A 16,689-nucleotide genomic window follows, 5' to 3' on the forward strand; every position below is an offset into this window, starting at 1 on the left:
AGTGGTGTGCGGCACGTTTACCTTATCCCCTGGGGACCTTGGAAATTTCACTCAAAATATGTGATGCCCCGGAAAGTTCTGAAAGGCTCCATAAAACTGGAAACATCTGAATCGGTGTTTTTTTGTAGGGAATTTCCTTTATCGCTGTGGGTTGGGTCTCTGCTTGCTGTTGCTCGGGGGGGAGCGCTATGCCAACTAGGAAACGACTAGGCTATTGTGTTTGCTCTAAATAATTCGAACAGCGAAATTGGACTTTCTCATGAATAAAGTGCTGATCGTAGATGATCATCCCGTCATTCGTCTTGCTGTGCGTATGCTAATGGAACGTCATGGTTATGAGGTCGTTGCCGAGACCAATAACGGTGTCGATGCATTGCAACTTGCGCGGGAGCATATGCCGGACATTGTCATACTGGATATTGGGATTCCCAAGCTCGATGGCCTGGAAGTTATTTGCCGGCTTTCGTCCACCAAACAGGCGGTACCGTTCAAGGTGCTGGTGCTCACCTCCCAGGCCCCTGGTCACTTTTCCATGCGTTGTATGCAGGCGGGCGCTGCGGGCTATGTGTGCAAGCAACAGGACCTGACCGAGTTGCTGAGTGCGATCAAGGCGGTTTTGTCGGGCTACAGCTATTTTCCAAACCAGGCACTCAACTCGGTACGCTCCACCATGGGCAATGCCAGTGAGGCCGATATGGTCGAGCGTCTGTCCGGCCGGGAAATGATGGTGTTGCAGCAATTGGCTCGGGGCAGAACCAACAAGGAAATCGCCGACGGGATGTTTCTCAGCAACAAGACCGTCAGTACCTACAAGACTCGTCTGCTGCTCAAGCTCAATGCCCGCTCTCTCGTGGACCTGATCGAGCTGGCCCAGCGTAACGGCTTGGTATAGGTGAGGGCATAGCACTGCATACAGGCCGCGTAACCGGCAGAAAAAAGCCTCCGTCAGGGAGGCTTCCGGCCGTCGACCGCTTGATCAGAGGTCGAAGTCGTAGTCGGCCAGTTGTTTTTGCAAGCGTCGTTCTTCCAGAAGGTTGTCGATAGTACGGCGTTTGCTCAGATTGGTCTTGGCGACCTCTGCCACAGGTGCTTCCACGCCATCGTCCTCCGATTCAACGAGGTCGTCTTCCACATCCAACTGTTCTTTGTCAGTGCTCATAACGTTAACTCCGGAGTAAGACTGCCGTTGGCGCTCCTTATAACGATAATCCATGAATGGGTAAAAAAGATTTTTTCAATCGACTGATCGAGAAAACCAATGAACCCTCAATCGTCCGACGTCTTGTCCTTGTATTCGCACAGGTCTTCAATGCGGCAGCTGCCGCAGCGCGGCTTGCGGGCCTGGCAAACATAGCGTCCGTGCAGGATCAGCCAATGGTGGGAGTCGAGCAGGTATGGCTTGGGCACGAACTTCATGAGCTGCTTTTCCACTTCGACCACGTTCTTGCCGCGTGCTATGCCGGTTCGATTACTGACCCGAAAAATATGGGTATCCACGGCCATGGTGAGTTGCCTGAATGCGGTGTTGAGCACCACGTTGGCGGTTTTACGGCCCACCCCCGGCAGGGCTTCCAGCGCTTCGCGGGTTTCTGGCACTTCGCTATTGTGCCGTTCTATCAGCAAGCGGCAGGTCTCGATGACATTCTTGGCCTTGCTGTTGTACAGGCCGATGGTCTTGATGTACTCCGACAACCCGTCCACACCCAGGGCATAAATCGCCTCTGGCGTGTTTGCCACGGGATACAGCCTGGCCGTGGCCTTGTTGACGCCGACGTCCGTGGATTGGGCCGACAGGATCACGGCAATCAGTAACTCGAACGGCGAGGAGTAGGCCAGTTCGGTCTTGGGTTCCGGATTGTCTTCGTGAAGCCTGCGGAAAATTTCCAGGCGTTTTGCGGCGTTCATGGGGCGGAAGGTTCCTTTCGGGCAGTCAGCGTAGTTTCGAATAGTGGGTCCAGGCCTTAAGCCCTGCAAGCAGGATTATCGGTCATGTACCAAGGGTGTCTACTTGTCGCTGCGCATCATCGAGCTTGTGTTGCGCGTCGGCTAATTGTTGCGGATCAGCCTGTTGGTCCAGGGCTTTCTTCAACTCGGCCCGGCGCATCGCCAATTGGATTTTGGCGCGCTTGAGGTCGGCGTTGTTGACGGCAGGCAGCGGTGTTGGCACGGCGTGATTCTGGTCCAGGGCTGCCAATGCCTGCTCCGCTGCCTCGAACTGCTGTTGCAGGGCGATCAGTTGGGATTGTTGTTCAAAGGTCGGCGGGTGCCCGAAAGCCTTCAAGGATTTGTGCAATTGGGCGCGGCTCATGGCCACATTGATCTTGGCTTTTTTTACCTCCGCATCCTGGGCGGCCCGCGCTGCGTCAAGTTGCAAAGGGGGAGTTGGTGCTGAACGCTGAGGCCGCGCCACACGCTGGGCAATCCTGTGCTCTTCTTCCCGTTGCAGTCGCGCATTGCGTTGTTCAAAGCGTTGCCGGGCACGATCGCGCTTGAAATCTCGTTCACGGCGTTCGTTTTCGTTCGCTGCCAGGCCGCCGACGATCGGCAGCCCTGTGACCAGTGGGCGCAACTCAATGCAGTCGACGGGGCAGGGCGCGACGCACAGGTCGCAACCCGTGCACTCATCGACGATGACGGTGTGCATCAACTTGGCGGCGCCGACAATCGCGTCCACCGGGCAGGCCTGGATGCATTTGGTGCAGCCGATGCACTCGGCCTCGCGAATGTAGGCCACCTGGGCAGGAGCTTCCCCGCGGCTGGTGTCCAGTTCCAGAATGGGGACTCGCAGTAATCGCGCAAGGCCAGTAATTGTCTCCTGTCCTCCAGGCGGGCATTTGTTGATTGCCTCACCCCGGGCGATACCCTCGGCGTAAGGCTTGCAGCCCGGGTGCCCGCACTTGCCGCAGTGTGTCTGCGGTAGCAGCGCGTCGATACGTTGAATCAGATTCATGGAGTGATCATTGGCGTGCCGGTTGAACAAACAGGGTTTGATTATCCGGCAAGCGAGAAAGGGGGACTAGTTGAAAAGCCCCGTCGCGGAAAACGACGGGGCTGTTTTGCAGGGCTTACTTGATACGTTGACCCGGTTTGGCGCCGCTGTCCGGGCTCAGCAGGTAGATCTCTTCGCCGCCAGGGCCCGCCGCCATCACCATGCCTTCGGAAATACCGAACTTCATTTTCCGCGGCTTGAGGTTGGCAATCATCATGGTCAGGCGACCATTGAGCTTGGACGGGTCGGGATAGGCGCTCTTGATTCCGGAGAACACGTTGCGTTGTTCGTCACCAATATCCAGGGTCAGGCGCAGCAGTTTGTCAGCCCCTTCCACGGCTTCGGCCTTGATGATCAGCGCCACGCGCAGGTCCACGGCAGCAAAGGCGTCAAAGTCGATTTCCGGGGAAAGCGGGTCCTTGGCCAACTCGCCGTTACCGGCCGGTTTCGATTCGCCGGTATCGGTCTGGCTGGCGGCCAGGTCTTCTTTCGAGGCGTCGGTCATGGCCTGGACCTTGACGGGGTCGATCCGGGTCATCAGAGGCTTGAATTCATTCAACTGATGGTTGCTGAGCAACGTGGCGTGGTCGTTCCAGGTGAGCGGGGCGACATTGAGGAACGCCTCGGCGTCGGCGGCCAGCAATGGCAGCACGGGCTTGAGGAAGATCACCAACTGGCGGAACAGGTTGACGCCGGTAGCGCAGATCGCCTGGACCTCAGCCTGCTTGCCTTCCTGCTTGTTCAGCGACCATGGCGCCTTGTCGGCGATCCAGGCGTTGGCGCGGTCGGCCAGGCCCATGATCTCGCGCATGGCACGGGCAAAGTCACGGGCTTCATAGGCGTCGGCGATGCTTGGCGCGGCAGCCAGGAACGCGTCGGTCAGTTCCGGCGCGGCGTTCTCGGCCACCAGCAGGCCGGCGTTGCCCTTGTGGATAAAACCGGCGCAGCGGCTGGCGATATTGACCACCTTGCCAACCAGGTCCGAGTTGACCTTCTGTACGAAGTCTTCCAGGTTCAGGTCCAGGTCATCGACGCCACGGCCCAGCTTGGACGCGTAGTAGTAGCGCAGGTATTCCGGCGACAGGTGGTCCAGGTAGGTGCGTGCCTTGATAAAGGTGCCACGGGACTTGGACATCTTCTGGCCGTTGACCGTCAGGTAGCCGTGTACGGCGATGCCGGTTGGCTTGCGGTAGCCCGAACCTTCGAGCATCGCTGGCCAGAACAGGGCGTGGAAGTTGACGATGTCCTTGCCGATGAAGTGGTACAGCTCGGCGGTGGAGTCCTTGCCCCAGAACGCATCGAAGTCCAGCTCCGGCGTACGGTCGCAGAGGTTCTTGAAGCTGGCCATGTAGCCGATCGGCGCGTCCAGCCACACATAGAAGTATTTGCCAGGCTCGCCTGGGATCTCGAAGCCGAAGTACGGCGCATCGCGGGAGATGTCCCACTGTTGCAGGCCTGCATCCAGCCATTCGGCGATCTTGTTGGCCACGGCGTCCTGCAGGGTGCCGCTGCGCGTCCAGGTCTGCAGCATCTGCTGGAAATCCGGAAGCTTGAAGAAGAAATGCTGGGAATCCTTGAGTACCGGGATGGCGCCGGAGATCGCCGAGCGTGGGTTCTTCAGGTCAGTCGGTGCGTAGGTGGCACCGCATTTTTCGCAGTTGTCGCCGTACTGGTCTTCAGTGCCGCATTTCGGGCAGGTGCCCTTGATGAAGCGGTCGGCCAGGAACATTTTCTTTTCCGGGTCGAAATACTGCGTGATCGAGCGCGTGGCAATGTGCCCGGCGTCCTTCAAGCGCAGGTAGATCTGGCTCGACAGCTCGCGGTTTTCGGCGGAGTGGGTCGAGTGGAAGTTGTCGAAGTCCACCAGGAACTCGGCAAAGTCGGCGCTGTGTTCAGCCTGCACATTGGCGATCAGTTGTTCCGGGGTGATGCCTTCCTTTTCGGCGCGCAGCATGATGGCCGAACCGTGGGCGTCGTCCGCGCAGACATAGATGCATTGATTGCCGCGATGCTTCTGGAAGCGCACCCACATATCGGTCTGGATGTACTCAAGCATATGGCCAAGATGGATGGAACCATTGGCATAGGGCAGGGCGCTGGTGACGAGGATCTTGCGTGGCTCGGACATGGGGCTCGGCTACTTGATGAAACGGAGGTCGGCCACTATAAAGCGCCGGGAAATTTATTTCACCCCGTGGTGCTGTTTCAGAATCTTCCGCACCTGCGAAAGCATGCCGTAACGCTGCTGGAACGGTTAGGATAGCCGCCTGTTTCAGTCAGTCTTTTTTCGGGAGTTGCCCATGAGCGCCGTCAATCGCGCAGCGGTGGAAGCCGTTCTTCGCCAGTACACCGACCCCTATTTGAACCAGGATCCGGTCAGCGCCGGCTGTGTACGCGCCATCGAGGTCCAGGGTGACCAGGTCTCGGTCCAACTGGAGCTGGGTTATGCCGCCGGCCTGTTCAAGAGCGGTTGGGCGCAGATGCTGCAAATGGCCATCGAGGGCCTCGACGGCGTGCGTGCCGCCAAGGTCGATATCCAGTGTGTGATCGCTCCGCACAAGGCTCAGGCGCAGATCCCGGGCCTGGCCAACGTCAAGAACGTGGTGGCAGTCGCTTCCGGCAAGGGCGGCGTGGGCAAATCCACAACAGCAGCCAACCTGGCCCTGGCCCTGGCCCGTGAAGGCGCGCGCGTGGGTATTCTCGACGCCGATATCTACGGCCCGAGCCAGGGCGTGATGTTCGGTATCGCCGAAGGCACGCGGCCGAAGATCAAGGACCAGAAGTGGTTCGTGCCGATCGAGTCCATGGGCGTGGAGGTCATGTCCATGGCGTTCCTGACCGATGACAACACGCCGATGGTGTGGCGCGGGCCGATGGTGTCCGGCGCGTTGCTGCAGTTGGTCACCCAGACTGCCTGGGGCGACCTGGACTACCTGGTGATCGACATGCCGCCAGGCACCGGCGATATCCAGCTGACCCTGGCACAGAAAGTCCCGGTGGCGGGCTCGGTGATCGTGACCACGCCCCAGGACCTGGCCTTGCTGGACGCCAGGAAGGGCGTGGAGATGTTCCGCAAGGTCAACATTCCAGTGTTGGGTGTGGTGGAAAACATGGCGGTGCACATCTGCTCCAACTGCGGCCACGCAGAGCATCTGTTTGGTGAAGGCGGTGGCGAGAAGCTGGCGACCCAGTACGGCGTTGAGCTACTGGCTTCGTTGCCATTGTCGATGGGCATTCGTGAACAGGCCGACGGCGGCAAGCCCACCGTAGCGGCAGAGCCCGATGGCCAGATCGCTATGATCTATCAGGAATTGGCTCGTCATGTGGGGGCCCGGATCGTCCTGCAGGAAGCGGCGGCCCCGGCAATGCCGACCATTACGGTCAGCGACGACTGACCTCGCTGAAGGACAAGAAGCCTCGACGTTGTCGGGGCTTTTTCTTGTCTGGAGATCGGTCAATGGGGTTCTTTTACGCTTTTACGCAATGGCGCGCGTAAGCATTCACTTACTTTCTCGTAAGTGTTTGGTTTTTTTGTTAGGTGTGTGCGTCTCGAATCTTTGAAGGAGTTTTCTATCTGTTTGAAAGATAACAATTAATTATCTTTGTCTGAGGGCTGGAGCCCGTCAGTGCCCGGTTTGGATCCCGTTGAACTTCCCTCGGAACTCTCTAACATCAGCCCTGTGTCCACGGATTGACACAGCCATCAAGGAGCGATGGTTGAAGGAACGTCGCAGGATGCGATTCATCAGGATGATGAAAAGGAACACAGGGACTAGGGAAAAAATGTGGGCGGGTCATACCGCCCCTTTTTTCGTCTATAGAAAAGTGAATGCGTTCCCCGGAACGCAAAAAAGGCCCTTGAAGGGCCTTTTTTATTGGGCAGCGGCGCTTTTTAGCGCTCTAGTTGCTCAATCTTGTTGGGTTTGCCATCCCATTCGGCGGCATCCGGCAACGGATCTTTCTTCTCGGTGATGTTTGGCCAGATTTCAGCCAATTCAACGTTCAACTGAATGAACTGTTCCATGCCCGCCGGGACTTCGTCCTCGGAGAAAATGGCGACGGCCGGGCATTCAGGTTCACACAGGGCGCAGTCAATGCACTCGTCCGGGTGGATGACCAGGAAGTTCGGGCCTTCGTAGAAGCAGTCCACCGGACACACTTCTACGCAGTCGGTGTACTTGCACTTGATGCAGTTGTCGGTGACGACGAAGGTCATTTCTAATTCTCTCCTCAGGCGGCGGCAGCGAAACCCTTTGTGGTAGGGCTCGCGAGGTTCGGGAGCGATAGTCTGCAGGCCAGGCTAAGAGCCAGCAGCATCCCAAACCGCGCGAGAGTCTATCAGCTTGCAAGCGTGAGCGTTATATCCGAGTCTTCAGTGCATATAACATTTCCAGCGCTTTTCGCGGCGTCAAGTCGTCCAGGTCAAGCTTTGCCAACTCATCCAGCACCGGATGCGGCAGGCTGGCGAACATATCGCTCTGATGCGGCGCAGCAGGTTTGCGGCTGGCCTTGGCAGGGCTGGCCACCACGGTTTCATGGGGCAAGGCCGTGGTTTCCAGGCGGCTGAGGTGTTCGCGGGCACGGGTGATCACGTCGTTCGGCACGCCGGCCAATTGCGCCACGGCCAGCCCGTAACTCTGGCTGGCCGGCCCTGGCAGCACGTGGTGCAGGAACACGATGCGCTCGTTGTGCTCGGTGGCGTTCAGGTGCACGTTGGCCACCAGCGGCTCGCTTTCCGGCAGCACCGTCAGTTCGAAGTAATGGGTGGCAAATAGCGTATAGGCACGCAGGTGCGCCAACCGTTCGGCCGCCGCCCACGCCAGGGACAGGCCGTCAAACGTACTGGTGCCGCGACCCACTTCGTCCATCAGCACCAGGCTGCGCTCGGTGGCGTTGTGCAGGATATTGGCGGTCTCGCTCATTTCCACCATAAAGGTCGAACGGCCACCGGCCAGGTCATCGCTGGAGCCGATCCGGGTGAAGATGCGATCCACCAGAGACAGCTCGCAACTGGCTGCCGGCACAAAACTGCCGATATGCGCCAGCAGTACGATCAACGCGGTTTGACGCATGTAGGTGGATTTACCACCCATGTTCGGACCGGTGATCACCAACATGCGCGTATCGTCGTCCAGCGACAGGTCGTTGGCGACGAACGGCGTGGTCAGCACCTGCTCCACCACCGGGTGACGCCCCTGCACGATGCGCATGCACGGCTCACTGACAAACCGTGGGCAGTTCAGGTCGAGATTCAGCGCCCGTTCGGCGAGGTTGCTCAGCACATCCAGCTCCGCCAGGGCGGCGGCGGTGTCCTGCAGCGGCGCCAACTGGCTGATCAAGTCTTCCAGCAGCGCCTCGTAGAGCATCTTTTCCCGGGCCAGGGCACGGCTCTTGGCCGACAGCGCCTTGTCTTCAAACTCCTTCAGCTCCGGGGTGATAAAACGCTCGGCTCCCTTGAGTGTCTGGCGGCGTTGATAGTCGATGGGGGCCGACTCGGCCTGCTTGCTCGGCAACTCGATAAAGTAGCCGTGCACGCGGTTGTAGCCCACTTTCAGGTTGGCCAGGCCGGTGCGGGCTTTTTCGCGGGCTTCCAGGTCGATCAGGAACTGCCCGGCGTTTTCGCTCAGGGACTGCAGTTCGTCCAGTTCGCTGTCGTAGCCGGTCTTGAGTACACCGCCGTCACGGATGATCGCCGGAGGGTTGTCGATAATGGCCTTTTCCAGCAGCGCGGCCAGTTCCGGGTAGGTACCGGCCGTTACGGCGAGTTGTTGCAGGTGCGGCGTGTCCAGTTCGGTCATCGCCACTTGCAGTTGCGGCAGGGCGCTGAGGGCATCGCGCAGACGCGCCAGGTCACGGGGCCGCGCATTGCGCAGGCCGATCCGCGCCAGGATGCGCTCGATGTCGCCGATCTCCTTCAACTGCGGCTGCAGCTTTTCAAAGCGATAGCCGTCCAGCAGGCAGGTAATCGACGTCTGGCGCGCCTGCAGCACCGTCAAATCCCGCAACGGACGGTTCAACCAGCGGGTCAACAGACGGCTGCCCATGGCGGTTTGGCAGCGGTCGACCACCGATTGCAGGGTGTTATCGCGCCCGCCGGACAGGTTGGTGTCCAGTTCCAGGTTGCGACGGCTCGCGCCATCGAGCACCACGGTGTCGTCCAGGCGCTCGTGGCGCAGGCTGCGCAGGTGCGGCAGGGCGGTGCGCTGGGTTTCCTTGGCGTAGCTGAGCAGGCAACCCGCAGCGCCGATGGCCAGGGTCAGGGTTTCGCAACCGAAGCCTTTAAGGTCCTGCACCGAGAACTGCTGGCATAGACTTTTCAGTGCCGAGTCACGCTCGAAATCCCACGGCGCGCGACGCTTGGTCCCACGGCGTTTTTCTGCTGGCAGGTCTTTGGGCCAATCATCCGGGATCAACAGCTCCACCGGGTTGATGCGCTCCAGCTCCGCCAGCAGGTTTTCCCAGCCCTTGATCTCCAGCACGCTGAAATTGCCGCTGGTGATGTCCAGTACCGAAAGCCCGAACAAGCGCTCATCGCCCAGCACCGCGGCGATCAGGTTATCGCGACGCTCATCCAGCAGCGCCTCATCGCTCACCGTCCCCGGCGTAATAATGCGCACCACCTGGCGTTCCACCGGGCCCTTGCTGGTGGCCGGATCGCCGATCTGCTCGCAGATCACCACCGATTCGCCCAGCTTCACCAGCTTGACCAGGTAACCCTCCAGCGAGTGATAAGGGATCCCGCACATCGGAATCGACTGCCCCGCCGACTGCCCGCGCGCGGTCAAGGTGATGTCCAGCAACTTGGCAGCCTTCTTCGCGTCTTCATAGAAGATCTCGTAGAAGTCGCCCATGCGATAGAACATCAACTGATCAGGGTGCTGGTTTTTCAAGCGCCAGTACTGCTGCATCATCGGGGTGTGAGAGGACAGATCGGACGTGTTTTTACTCATTGGATAATAGGCAAATTCGTTGAAAGGAGTGGGGCAAAGGTGGGGCGCTCGGCCCTGCTGATTTTGCAATGGCTGCAAGGTTAACACGCGAGGTCGGCCCTTCGCAGGTCGCAAACGGATAGGTAAAACGCAAAGTGGGATGGCGCATTTGTTTAAATGCGCAACGCTTCTGCAGGGGCGTGTCGCTGTTGGCATGCAGCCGAAAATGCCTCCCTCAGTACGATGAGGCGATCGCCTTGGCCAGTTGCATATCGGACATAAGAGGGGAGGCGTAGGTCGAGCGATAGTACCGAGATGCCTGTTCGAACTCAGCACCGCGGATCTCGCCGTCCGAACCGATAAAGGCCAGGGCATCGGTTTTGGACGATGTGAAAAGCTTTGGCGCATCGGTCGTGAGAGCGCTGGCTCCCCCAATCAGGATCGTGGGCACGAACGTCGTGTACATCAGCGCTTTATCGAAAGGGTTGGCGTTTTCTGCGGCCACTGCTGGGGCGCCGATCAATACCATGGCAGCCATTGCCAGAGTCTTCCATGAGTCCATTCTTCGAAGCTTCCATTCTATAAGAGGGGGGCACGATAGCAGAGCTGGTCACTTTGCAGATATAAGGCGCCGTCGGCACTGGTGCGGGTTGCCATGCTTGACGGGGTGGTTTTTAACGCTGTGCTCTCGACTCATCAGTTCGCCCCATAGAAATGGTTCAGCACTATCAATTCAATCACCGCGACGAAACAGCACAGCACAATGAACCCGGGGCTGAAGACCCGCTTGCGATTAGAGCCCCCGCCGCCCAGCGAGCTGAAGTCTGCGCCGTCGGAGATCAACATTAGGAGCGCCAGCACGGCGTATATCCACGCCTTGCCCCAGAAGCTCTGATTTCTCCATTCGGTCATTCGTGGTCTTCCGCATACCGCTTTAAATTGAGGTGAATGGGCGTTGGCGGCAAGGTTAGCACGCAAGGTTGGGGGCTTCGCAGGTCATGAACGGATAGGTAGAACGTAAATAAAAGTGCGGGCGACCCTTTTTGTCCCTTAGCCCATCCTGATCAACGCTTCATTGCGTTGCACTGAGTGCGCAAATCGCTATTGCTGATGTTTTCGCAGCTGGAGCCACTTTGCTGGGCGTTGCAGTAGGCTCGTTGGTCAGAGTCGCTGATGCTGGTGCAACTTGCCGCAAATGTGTACCCATTGAACATCAACAAAATGGCAAGCACGAGTTTCATTGCTTTCTTCCTTGGCTCGCCAGGAATCAGCCTGGCGCTGTTTGAGCGCATCGCATCAAGTACCGCGGTGATCATGCCAAATTGACTTTATTTTGCCCGGAAGTTCCGCTGATGTGCATGGAATATGCAAATTAGCATTTGCCAACCCCGAAAACTCCCGTCAATATCGCCCGCTATGCAAAAACGCAACGTTTCTATCGTCTTAAGAGAACTGCTGGACCGCGACCGGATCTCCCCCACGGAGCTTCACCGGCGTACTGGCGTGCCTCAATCCACGTTGTCCCGGATTCTCAGCGGCAAGATCGTTGATCCCTCGGATAAACACATCTCGCGCATCGCCGAGTACTTCCGCGTCAGCACCGATCAACTGCGCGGGCGCGCGGCGGTGGGGGCTTTGCGCGATGACGGGCGTGACCCGATGCATTCGGAACTCAAGGATATAAGCCTGTGGGACGACGACACGCCCGTTAATGATGACGAGGTGTCGATCCCCTTTCTGCGCGAGGTTGAATTGGCTGCTGGATCAGGAAGATTCGTCATCGAGGAAAGCGAGAAGGCCAGCCTGCGTTTTGGAAAACGCAGCCTGCGGCATAACGGTGTGCAGTTCGACCAGGCCAAGTGTGTGACGGTGCGCGGCAACAGTATGTTGCCGGTACTGCGCGACGGCGCGACGGTCGGCGTGAATGCTGGCAAAAGTGGCATCGGCGACATCGTCGATGGCGACTTGTATGCCATCAATCACAATGGCCAGCTGCGGGTTAAACAGCTCTATCGCCTGCCTTCCGGGATTCGCCTGCGCAGTTTCAATCGCGATGAACACCCGGATGAGGACTACAGCTTCCAGGATATCCAGGATGAGCAGATCAGCATTCTCGGGCATGTGTTCTGGTGGGGGATGTACGCCCGTTAACCTCCTTGCGTAAGACAGCCCGCCATCGAGCGGGCTTTTTTTCGCCTGTGGAAAATCGCCAAACCCTTTGCCTGCCGGGCCTGAAATGCATCAGCGCATTAATCGTGTGAAAATAAATGCATTTGTGCATTGACTGTATATGCATACATGCATATTCTTCATCCCAAGCCAGCCAATAAGGCCTGGTGGAGGCGGCAAGGATGCTGCCAAGGAAGACAAGGAAGGCACGCAACATCGGCAAGGACGCCATCAGAGCGATGGCAGGGACGCCAGGCAACACCGGCAAGGATGCCGACGCTCTTTAGTTTCACAGCTTTGCAAGAACAGGCAGCGATGAACCGGCCTTGACGGTTCAGAGGGTTGGCAACTGACCCGGGTGTGCAGCGTAAAGCACCAGAAGCAGTTATCCGGCAGACAGGGATCGTGGTCGGAAAAACATCGAGGAAAGATCCGTACCGCGCCAGTAGCGCCGAAAGATCGACGCTGGATCGCATTACTGAAAAGCCTGGGCAACCGGGCTTTTTGGAATGCCTACCTATACATGGATTTACCCAAAAGCCGGTGTTTTGCCGGCATTGCTCAGCCAGGAGGCGTGACATGACAAACGAGCAGCAAGCGTTAGCGGAAATGCCTATCTGGCTGGTGATCGCACTGGCGCTGATTGGTGGTGTATCCGGCGAAATGTGGCGCGCCGACAAGGAGGGTGCCCGCGGTTGGTCGCTGGTTCGGCGCCTGGCCTTGCGATCCGGGGCGTGCATGGTCTGCGGGGTTTCGGCATTGATGCTGTGCTACGCCGCCGGCATGTCGATCTGGACCGCCGGCGCCATTGGTTGCCTGACGGCCATGGCCGGCGCGGACGTCGCCATCGGCCTTTATGAACGCTGGGCGGCCAAGCGCATCGGGGTCAACGAAGCGCCCACATCTCGCTCGGATCAGCAGTAACTGCTGCAAGGACGCAACTGATGACACTTATCGAAAAACCCTCCCAACTACCTGTAGCCATTGAGGGGGCGCTGAAGCGTGCCTTCCCGCAACTTCAGGTAGGCAACCATCAGGACGTTGGCGCCGCCGGGGATTACACCGGCGTGCTGATCAGCGTGGAACGCAACGGCCCCGGCGTGCGTTCCCGTGAAGGGCGCAAGGCGCATGCCTTGTCGGTATCACTCAGGGTTACGGTCGCCAGCGCGGCGGCGCCTTTTGACGCGTGCGACCTGGCCAGCCAATTGATGGACCTGGCCCTGGATAACCGCTGGGGCCTGCCGTCGGACCAGTGCGATTTACCCACGGCCGTCGTCGCGGCGCCCTCTGGGCTCGCCAACGCCGAAACGGACTACGACACCTGGACCGTTTCCTTCACTCAAACCCTCTATCTCGGCCCGTCGTTGCTCGAAGATCCCACCGGCACACCGCTGTTTGCCCGCACCTGGGAAGTCTCGGACATCGACGATCCGGATCAATATCGGCCCCTGCAGGAGTAGTCCATGTTCGACGCATTGTTACGCATGCAACTGGGGCCGATTGTCGAGCGCCTGGCGGAAATGGAAGCCCAGCTCGAAGACCTGTATCGCCGCGCGGACAGTTTCTGCCGCATTGGCGTGTGCCAGGAGGTCGACGCTGCCAGCAATACCTGCAAGGTCAGCCATGGTGAGTTGCTTACCCCGGCGATTCGGTTCTTCAACCCCAGCGCCGGTGCGCAGACCGAAACCCGTATTCCATCGGTGGGCGAACAATGCCTGCTGCTCAACTACGGCGGCGGGGAAGGGGGCGCGCAGTCGGTGGCGCTGTTCGGGCTGAACAGCAGTCTGTTTCCTCCCGTATCCAGCGTCGCCTCGCTGACCCGGCGGCGCCATCAGGATGGCACCCAAAGCGACTACGACGATGCCAGCCATACCTTCAACTGGATTAACGGCCCAACCACGTTCAGCGGAACCCGCGAACAGGTCGACGTCAAGGTCGGTGCTGCCAGCCTGACCCTGAGCGCCCAGGGCATCATCCTGCAACTCGGCGCCACCGGCCTCTCGCTGGATGCCGCCGGCGTGCATTTGAGCGGCCCGCTGGTGGATCACCAGGGCCGCGCGATCAGCCGCGCATAAGGATTTGCCATGATCGGAATCGATAGGAACACCGGGGCAGCCGTCGATGACTGGCTGCAATTCGTACAGCGTGCCACCCGAGCGCTGACCACTCCCTTGGGCACTCGCCAGAAGCGCCCGTTGTACGGCTCGATGATCCCGCAACTGCTCGGCCAGAACCTTGGCGACGACCTGTTGATCCTCGCCCAAAGCCACGCCGCGCAAGCGTTCTACAACCGCCAGAACGGCATTGCCGACTTCCAGCCCCAGGTCATCGTCGCCACCCGCCTGGGCGCCGGGTTATTGCTGCGTTTTGCCGGTACCTGGAAAAACCGCCAACAATCCTTCGAGGTCGTGACATGAGCATGCTGATCCCAGGCCAGAACCAATTGGCGGAGCCGGCGATTATCGCGGTCGATGAGTTCGAACCGCTGCTGGCGGAGTTCAAGGCGTTTGTCGTCGACTACGTCGCCACCCGCGCGCCGCAGAGCGCGGCCAGACTCAAGGTCAGCCTCGACAACGAGAGCGAACTGCTGACCCTGGCCTTGGAAGCGTTTTGCGTGCGCCTGCAAACCCACGAACGCAAATACAACGCCCGCATCAAGCAGATGCTGGCGTGGTGGGCCACCGGCAGCAACCTGGATGCACGCCTGGCCGATATGGGCCTGGAGCGCCAAGTGCTCGACCCCGGCGACCCGGCGGCTTTCCCACCGGTGCCACCCACCCTGGAAAGCGACGACGACGCGCGCCTGCGCTATTACCTGGCACCCCATGCGCCGGCGGCGGGTTCGCGGATGCAGTATCGCCGCGAAGTCTTCACCCTCGGTGAGCGGCCGTCGGTCAAGGTGCAAAGCGCCACACCGGGCGTGGTGACCGTCAGCTACACCTTCGATCCGGACGGCTACGCGGCCCGGGTCAAGGATGGCAACGGACGGCGCACGGCGCCTGGCGAAGTAATGGTCACCGTGCTTTCAAGGGAAGGAGACGGCACGCCGTCCGCCGATTTGCTTGACGGCGTACGGCGACATTTCGCACGGCCCGATGTACGGCCTGAGACCGACCTGGTCACCGTCCAAGGTGCGCAAATCCTGCCTTACAAAATTCGCGTGGTGGCCAGGATCAACGCCGGTCCGGATTCCGGACTCACCCAAGTCGCCGCGCAGAAATTGCTGCAAGGCTATGCAGAGTCCTGCCATCGCCTGGAAGGCCGTGTGGACCCAAGTTGGATCGACTATGCGATCCACAGCGCCGGTGCCGCGCAATTGCAGATTCTCGAGCCGCTGGCGCCGATCATCAGCACGGCATTCCAGGCCCCGTATTGCACGGGCGTCGAGGTGGAGGTGCGCACGTTATGAGTGAACCCAAAGCGAGTTTGTTGCCCGCCAACAGCTCACCGCTGGAGAAGGCTTTGGACCTGGGGTTCGGTAAGTTGCTCGACCGGGTCATACCGCCGTTCCCGGCGTTGATGAACCCGCTGCAGACCCCTGCCGAGTTCCTTCCTTACCTGGCCGCCGATCGAGGCGTCAGCGAATGGGACGCCGATGCCAGCGAAACCGAAAAGCGCCTTACTGTGGCCTTGTCCTGGCAGATCCAGCGTCAGGCGGGTACGCCAAAATCGTTGAACCATGCGGTGGAATCGCTGGGTTTCACCCCCAACATCAGTGCCTGGTATCAGCAGCGGCCATTGGGCGTGCCTTACACCTTTGATGTGCAGGCGATCATTGGGCGCAGTTGGTCCAGTGGTGATCACAATCGGCTGATTCGCCGTGTCAATGCGGCTCAGAGTGAACGGGATCGGGCCACGATCACTGTAGTGCATGAGACGTACGGTCAACTTGCCTTGACCGCAATTGTTCACGCCCCGTTCAGTGACAGCGAGTTAAGCCTGCAAGGTGCCCTACCTGAATGGGCATTGATTGCTCGACTAAACAGTGCAGGCGTCGCCCAGCACTACACCATTAACGATTACGACCTCAGGGCGCAGCCATGACAGATGACATTACGCGCCTGGTGCGCTTCACCTCCAAGGGTTTGGATGAAGTGCTGCAGGCAAAAAACCAGGGATTGAAAGGCGAAATCACCCATATCGGCGCCGGCACCGGCCGCTACAACCCTGACGGAACCGAACTGGCCTTGCGCGATGAGCGCCAGCGGGTTGCCATTGTGGATTACGAAGACCTGGGCGACCGCCAACTCAGGATGGCGGCACTGTTTGATGGTGACGGTGAGTATGAGATTGGCGAGTTTGGTTTTTACCTCGCCAGTGGGACTTTGCTGGCGGTGTATTCCGTGGCGGGGAGGTTGTTGACGTATAAAGCGGCGGCCGCGCGAGTACTGCAGAAGTTCACGCTGGATATTTCGCCGTTGCCGGCGGATAGCGTGACGATCACGGTGGGGAGTGAAAACCTTAACGTGTTGCTGGTCGATGAATTGGCGGCGCTGTCTGCCGCCAGCGTTGACAATATGGCCAGAGGTGTTGGGCTTTTATTTCGAGTAATGAAACTCGAGAGCAAGAGTAGTGCTTTTTAGTCGTAAGTATTTTGGTGAT

19 protein-coding genes are annotated in these 16,689 nt (G+C 59.2%); 11 read left to right on the top strand and 8 right to left on the bottom strand.

Annotated features, from left to right (window positions below):
* The first annotated feature begins 259 nt into the window (after positions 1 to 259).
* Positions 260 to 892, top strand: coding sequence for a response regulator transcription factor (locus J3D60_RS27425; protein WP_027604587.1), 633 nt, complete (start codon positions 260 to 262; stop codon positions 890 to 892).
* Between the two features lie 84 nt (positions 893 to 976).
* On the opposite strand, the gene J3D60_RS27430 is transcribed toward J3D60_RS27425, so the two are convergent.
* The 4 genes from J3D60_RS27430 to metG all read right to left on the bottom strand — a co-directional run bounded on the left by J3D60_RS27430 (position 977) and on the right by metG (position 5,117).
* Positions 977 to 1,159 carry a PA3496 family putative envelope integrity protein gene (locus J3D60_RS27430; RefSeq protein ID WP_027604586.1) on the bottom strand — a complete coding sequence of 61 codons (183 nt, stop codon included), beginning with the start codon at positions 1,157 to 1,159 and terminating at the stop codon, positions 977 to 979.
* 107 nt (positions 1,160 to 1,266) lie between these two features.
* On the bottom strand, positions 1,267 to 1,905 hold the full coding sequence (nth, locus tag J3D60_RS27435) for an endonuclease III (RefSeq protein ID WP_027604585.1): 639 nt from the start codon (positions 1,903 to 1,905) through the stop codon (positions 1,267 to 1,269).
* An 82-nt stretch (positions 1,906 to 1,987) separates the two neighbouring features.
* Positions 1,988 to 2,950: an electron transport complex subunit RsxB gene (gene rsxB, locus J3D60_RS27440; protein WP_253493460.1), complete on the bottom strand. Its 963-nt coding sequence runs from the start codon at positions 2,948 to 2,950 to the stop codon at positions 1,988 to 1,990.
* Positions 2,951 to 3,065: 115 nt separating this feature from the next.
* A complete protein-coding gene (metG, locus tag J3D60_RS27445; RefSeq protein ID WP_027604583.1) occupies positions 3,066 to 5,117 on the bottom strand; it encodes a methionine--tRNA ligase in 2,052 nt (683 codons plus the stop codon).
* 172 nt (positions 5,118 to 5,289) lie between these two features.
* Here metG and apbC point away from each other — a divergent pair, with 172 nt between their 5' ends.
* A complete protein-coding gene (gene apbC, locus J3D60_RS27450; RefSeq protein WP_141156882.1) occupies positions 5,290 to 6,384 on the top strand; it encodes an iron-sulfur cluster carrier protein ApbC in 1,095 nt (364 codons plus the stop codon).
* 497 nt (positions 6,385 to 6,881) lie between these two features.
* Here apbC and fdxA read toward each other — a convergent pair whose 3' ends face one another.
* The 4 genes from fdxA to J3D60_RS27470 all read right to left on the bottom strand — a co-directional run bounded on the left by fdxA (position 6,882) and on the right by J3D60_RS27470 (position 10,830).
* Entirely contained in the window at positions 6,882 to 7,205 is a 324-nt protein-coding gene (gene fdxA / locus J3D60_RS27455) for a ferredoxin FdxA (protein WP_065938700.1), read from the bottom strand.
* Between the two features lie 142 nt (positions 7,206 to 7,347).
* Positions 7,348 to 9,939 carry a DNA mismatch repair protein MutS gene (mutS, locus tag J3D60_RS27460; protein WP_065926522.1) on the bottom strand — a complete coding sequence of 864 codons (2,592 nt, stop codon included), beginning with the start codon at positions 9,937 to 9,939 and terminating at the stop codon, positions 7,348 to 7,350.
* Positions 9,940 to 10,153: 214 nt separating this feature from the next.
* Complete coding sequence (locus J3D60_RS27465) at positions 10,154 to 10,480, bottom strand: DUF2388 domain-containing protein (RefSeq protein WP_253493463.1); 327 nt, start codon at positions 10,478 to 10,480, stop codon at positions 10,154 to 10,156.
* A 134-nt stretch (positions 10,481 to 10,614) separates the two neighbouring features.
* Positions 10,615 to 10,830: a hypothetical protein gene (locus tag J3D60_RS27470; RefSeq protein ID WP_065938702.1), complete on the bottom strand. Its 216-nt coding sequence runs from the start codon at positions 10,828 to 10,830 to the stop codon at positions 10,615 to 10,617.
* Positions 10,831 to 11,091: 261 nt separating this feature from the next.
* On the opposite strand from J3D60_RS27470, the gene J3D60_RS27475 reads away from it, so the two are divergent.
* The 9 genes from J3D60_RS27475 (at position 11,092) to J3D60_RS27515 (ending at position 16,670) form a co-directional block, all read left to right on the top strand.
* Entirely contained in the window at positions 11,092 to 11,244 is a 153-nt protein-coding gene (locus tag J3D60_RS27475; protein WP_168166799.1) for a hypothetical protein, read from the top strand.
* Between the two features lie 90 nt (positions 11,245 to 11,334).
* A complete protein-coding gene (locus tag J3D60_RS27480; RefSeq protein ID WP_005785382.1) occupies positions 11,335 to 12,069 on the top strand; it encodes an XRE family transcriptional regulator in 735 nt (244 codons plus the stop codon).
* A gap of 597 nt (positions 12,070 to 12,666) precedes the next feature.
* Entirely contained in the window at positions 12,667 to 13,011 is a 345-nt protein-coding gene (locus J3D60_RS27485) for a phage holin family protein (RefSeq protein ID WP_027604569.1), read from the top strand.
* A 20-nt stretch (positions 13,012 to 13,031) separates the two neighbouring features.
* Positions 13,032 to 13,547: a hypothetical protein gene (locus tag J3D60_RS27490; RefSeq protein WP_065938703.1), complete on the top strand. Its 516-nt coding sequence runs from the start codon at positions 13,032 to 13,034 to the stop codon at positions 13,545 to 13,547.
* A 3-nt stretch (positions 13,548 to 13,550) separates the two neighbouring features.
* On the top strand, positions 13,551 to 14,162 hold the full coding sequence (locus tag J3D60_RS27495) for a phage baseplate assembly protein V (protein WP_253493465.1): 612 nt from the start codon (positions 13,551 to 13,553) through the stop codon (positions 14,160 to 14,162).
* A 9-nt stretch (positions 14,163 to 14,171) separates the two neighbouring features.
* Positions 14,172 to 14,504, top strand: coding sequence for a phage baseplate protein (locus J3D60_RS27500; protein ID WP_253493467.1), 333 nt, complete (start codon positions 14,172 to 14,174; stop codon positions 14,502 to 14,504).
* Positions 14,501 to 15,496, top strand: coding sequence for a baseplate J/gp47 family protein (locus tag J3D60_RS27505; RefSeq protein ID WP_065938706.1), 996 nt, complete (start codon positions 14,501 to 14,503; stop codon positions 15,494 to 15,496). Before J3D60_RS27500 ends, J3D60_RS27505 begins: the two co-directional genes overlap by 4 nt.
* Positions 15,493 to 16,131 (top strand): phage tail protein I, encoded by a 639-nt coding sequence (locus J3D60_RS27510; RefSeq protein WP_253493469.1) that lies wholly within the window; start codon positions 15,493 to 15,495, stop codon positions 16,129 to 16,131. Before J3D60_RS27505 ends, J3D60_RS27510 begins: the two co-directional genes overlap by 4 nt.
* Complete coding sequence (locus J3D60_RS27515; protein WP_065938708.1) at positions 16,128 to 16,670, top strand: phage tail protein; 543 nt, start codon at positions 16,128 to 16,130, stop codon at positions 16,668 to 16,670. The genes J3D60_RS27510 and J3D60_RS27515 overlap by 4 nt, the downstream gene beginning before the upstream one ends.
* The last annotated feature ends 19 nt before the right edge of the window (positions 16,671 to 16,689 follow it).

Origin of the sequence: Pseudomonas sp. S3E17 (assembly GCF_024168685.1) — a bacterium.
Classification (GTDB): domain Bacteria; phylum Pseudomonadota; class Gammaproteobacteria; order Pseudomonadales; family Pseudomonadaceae; genus Aquipseudomonas; species Aquipseudomonas marginalis.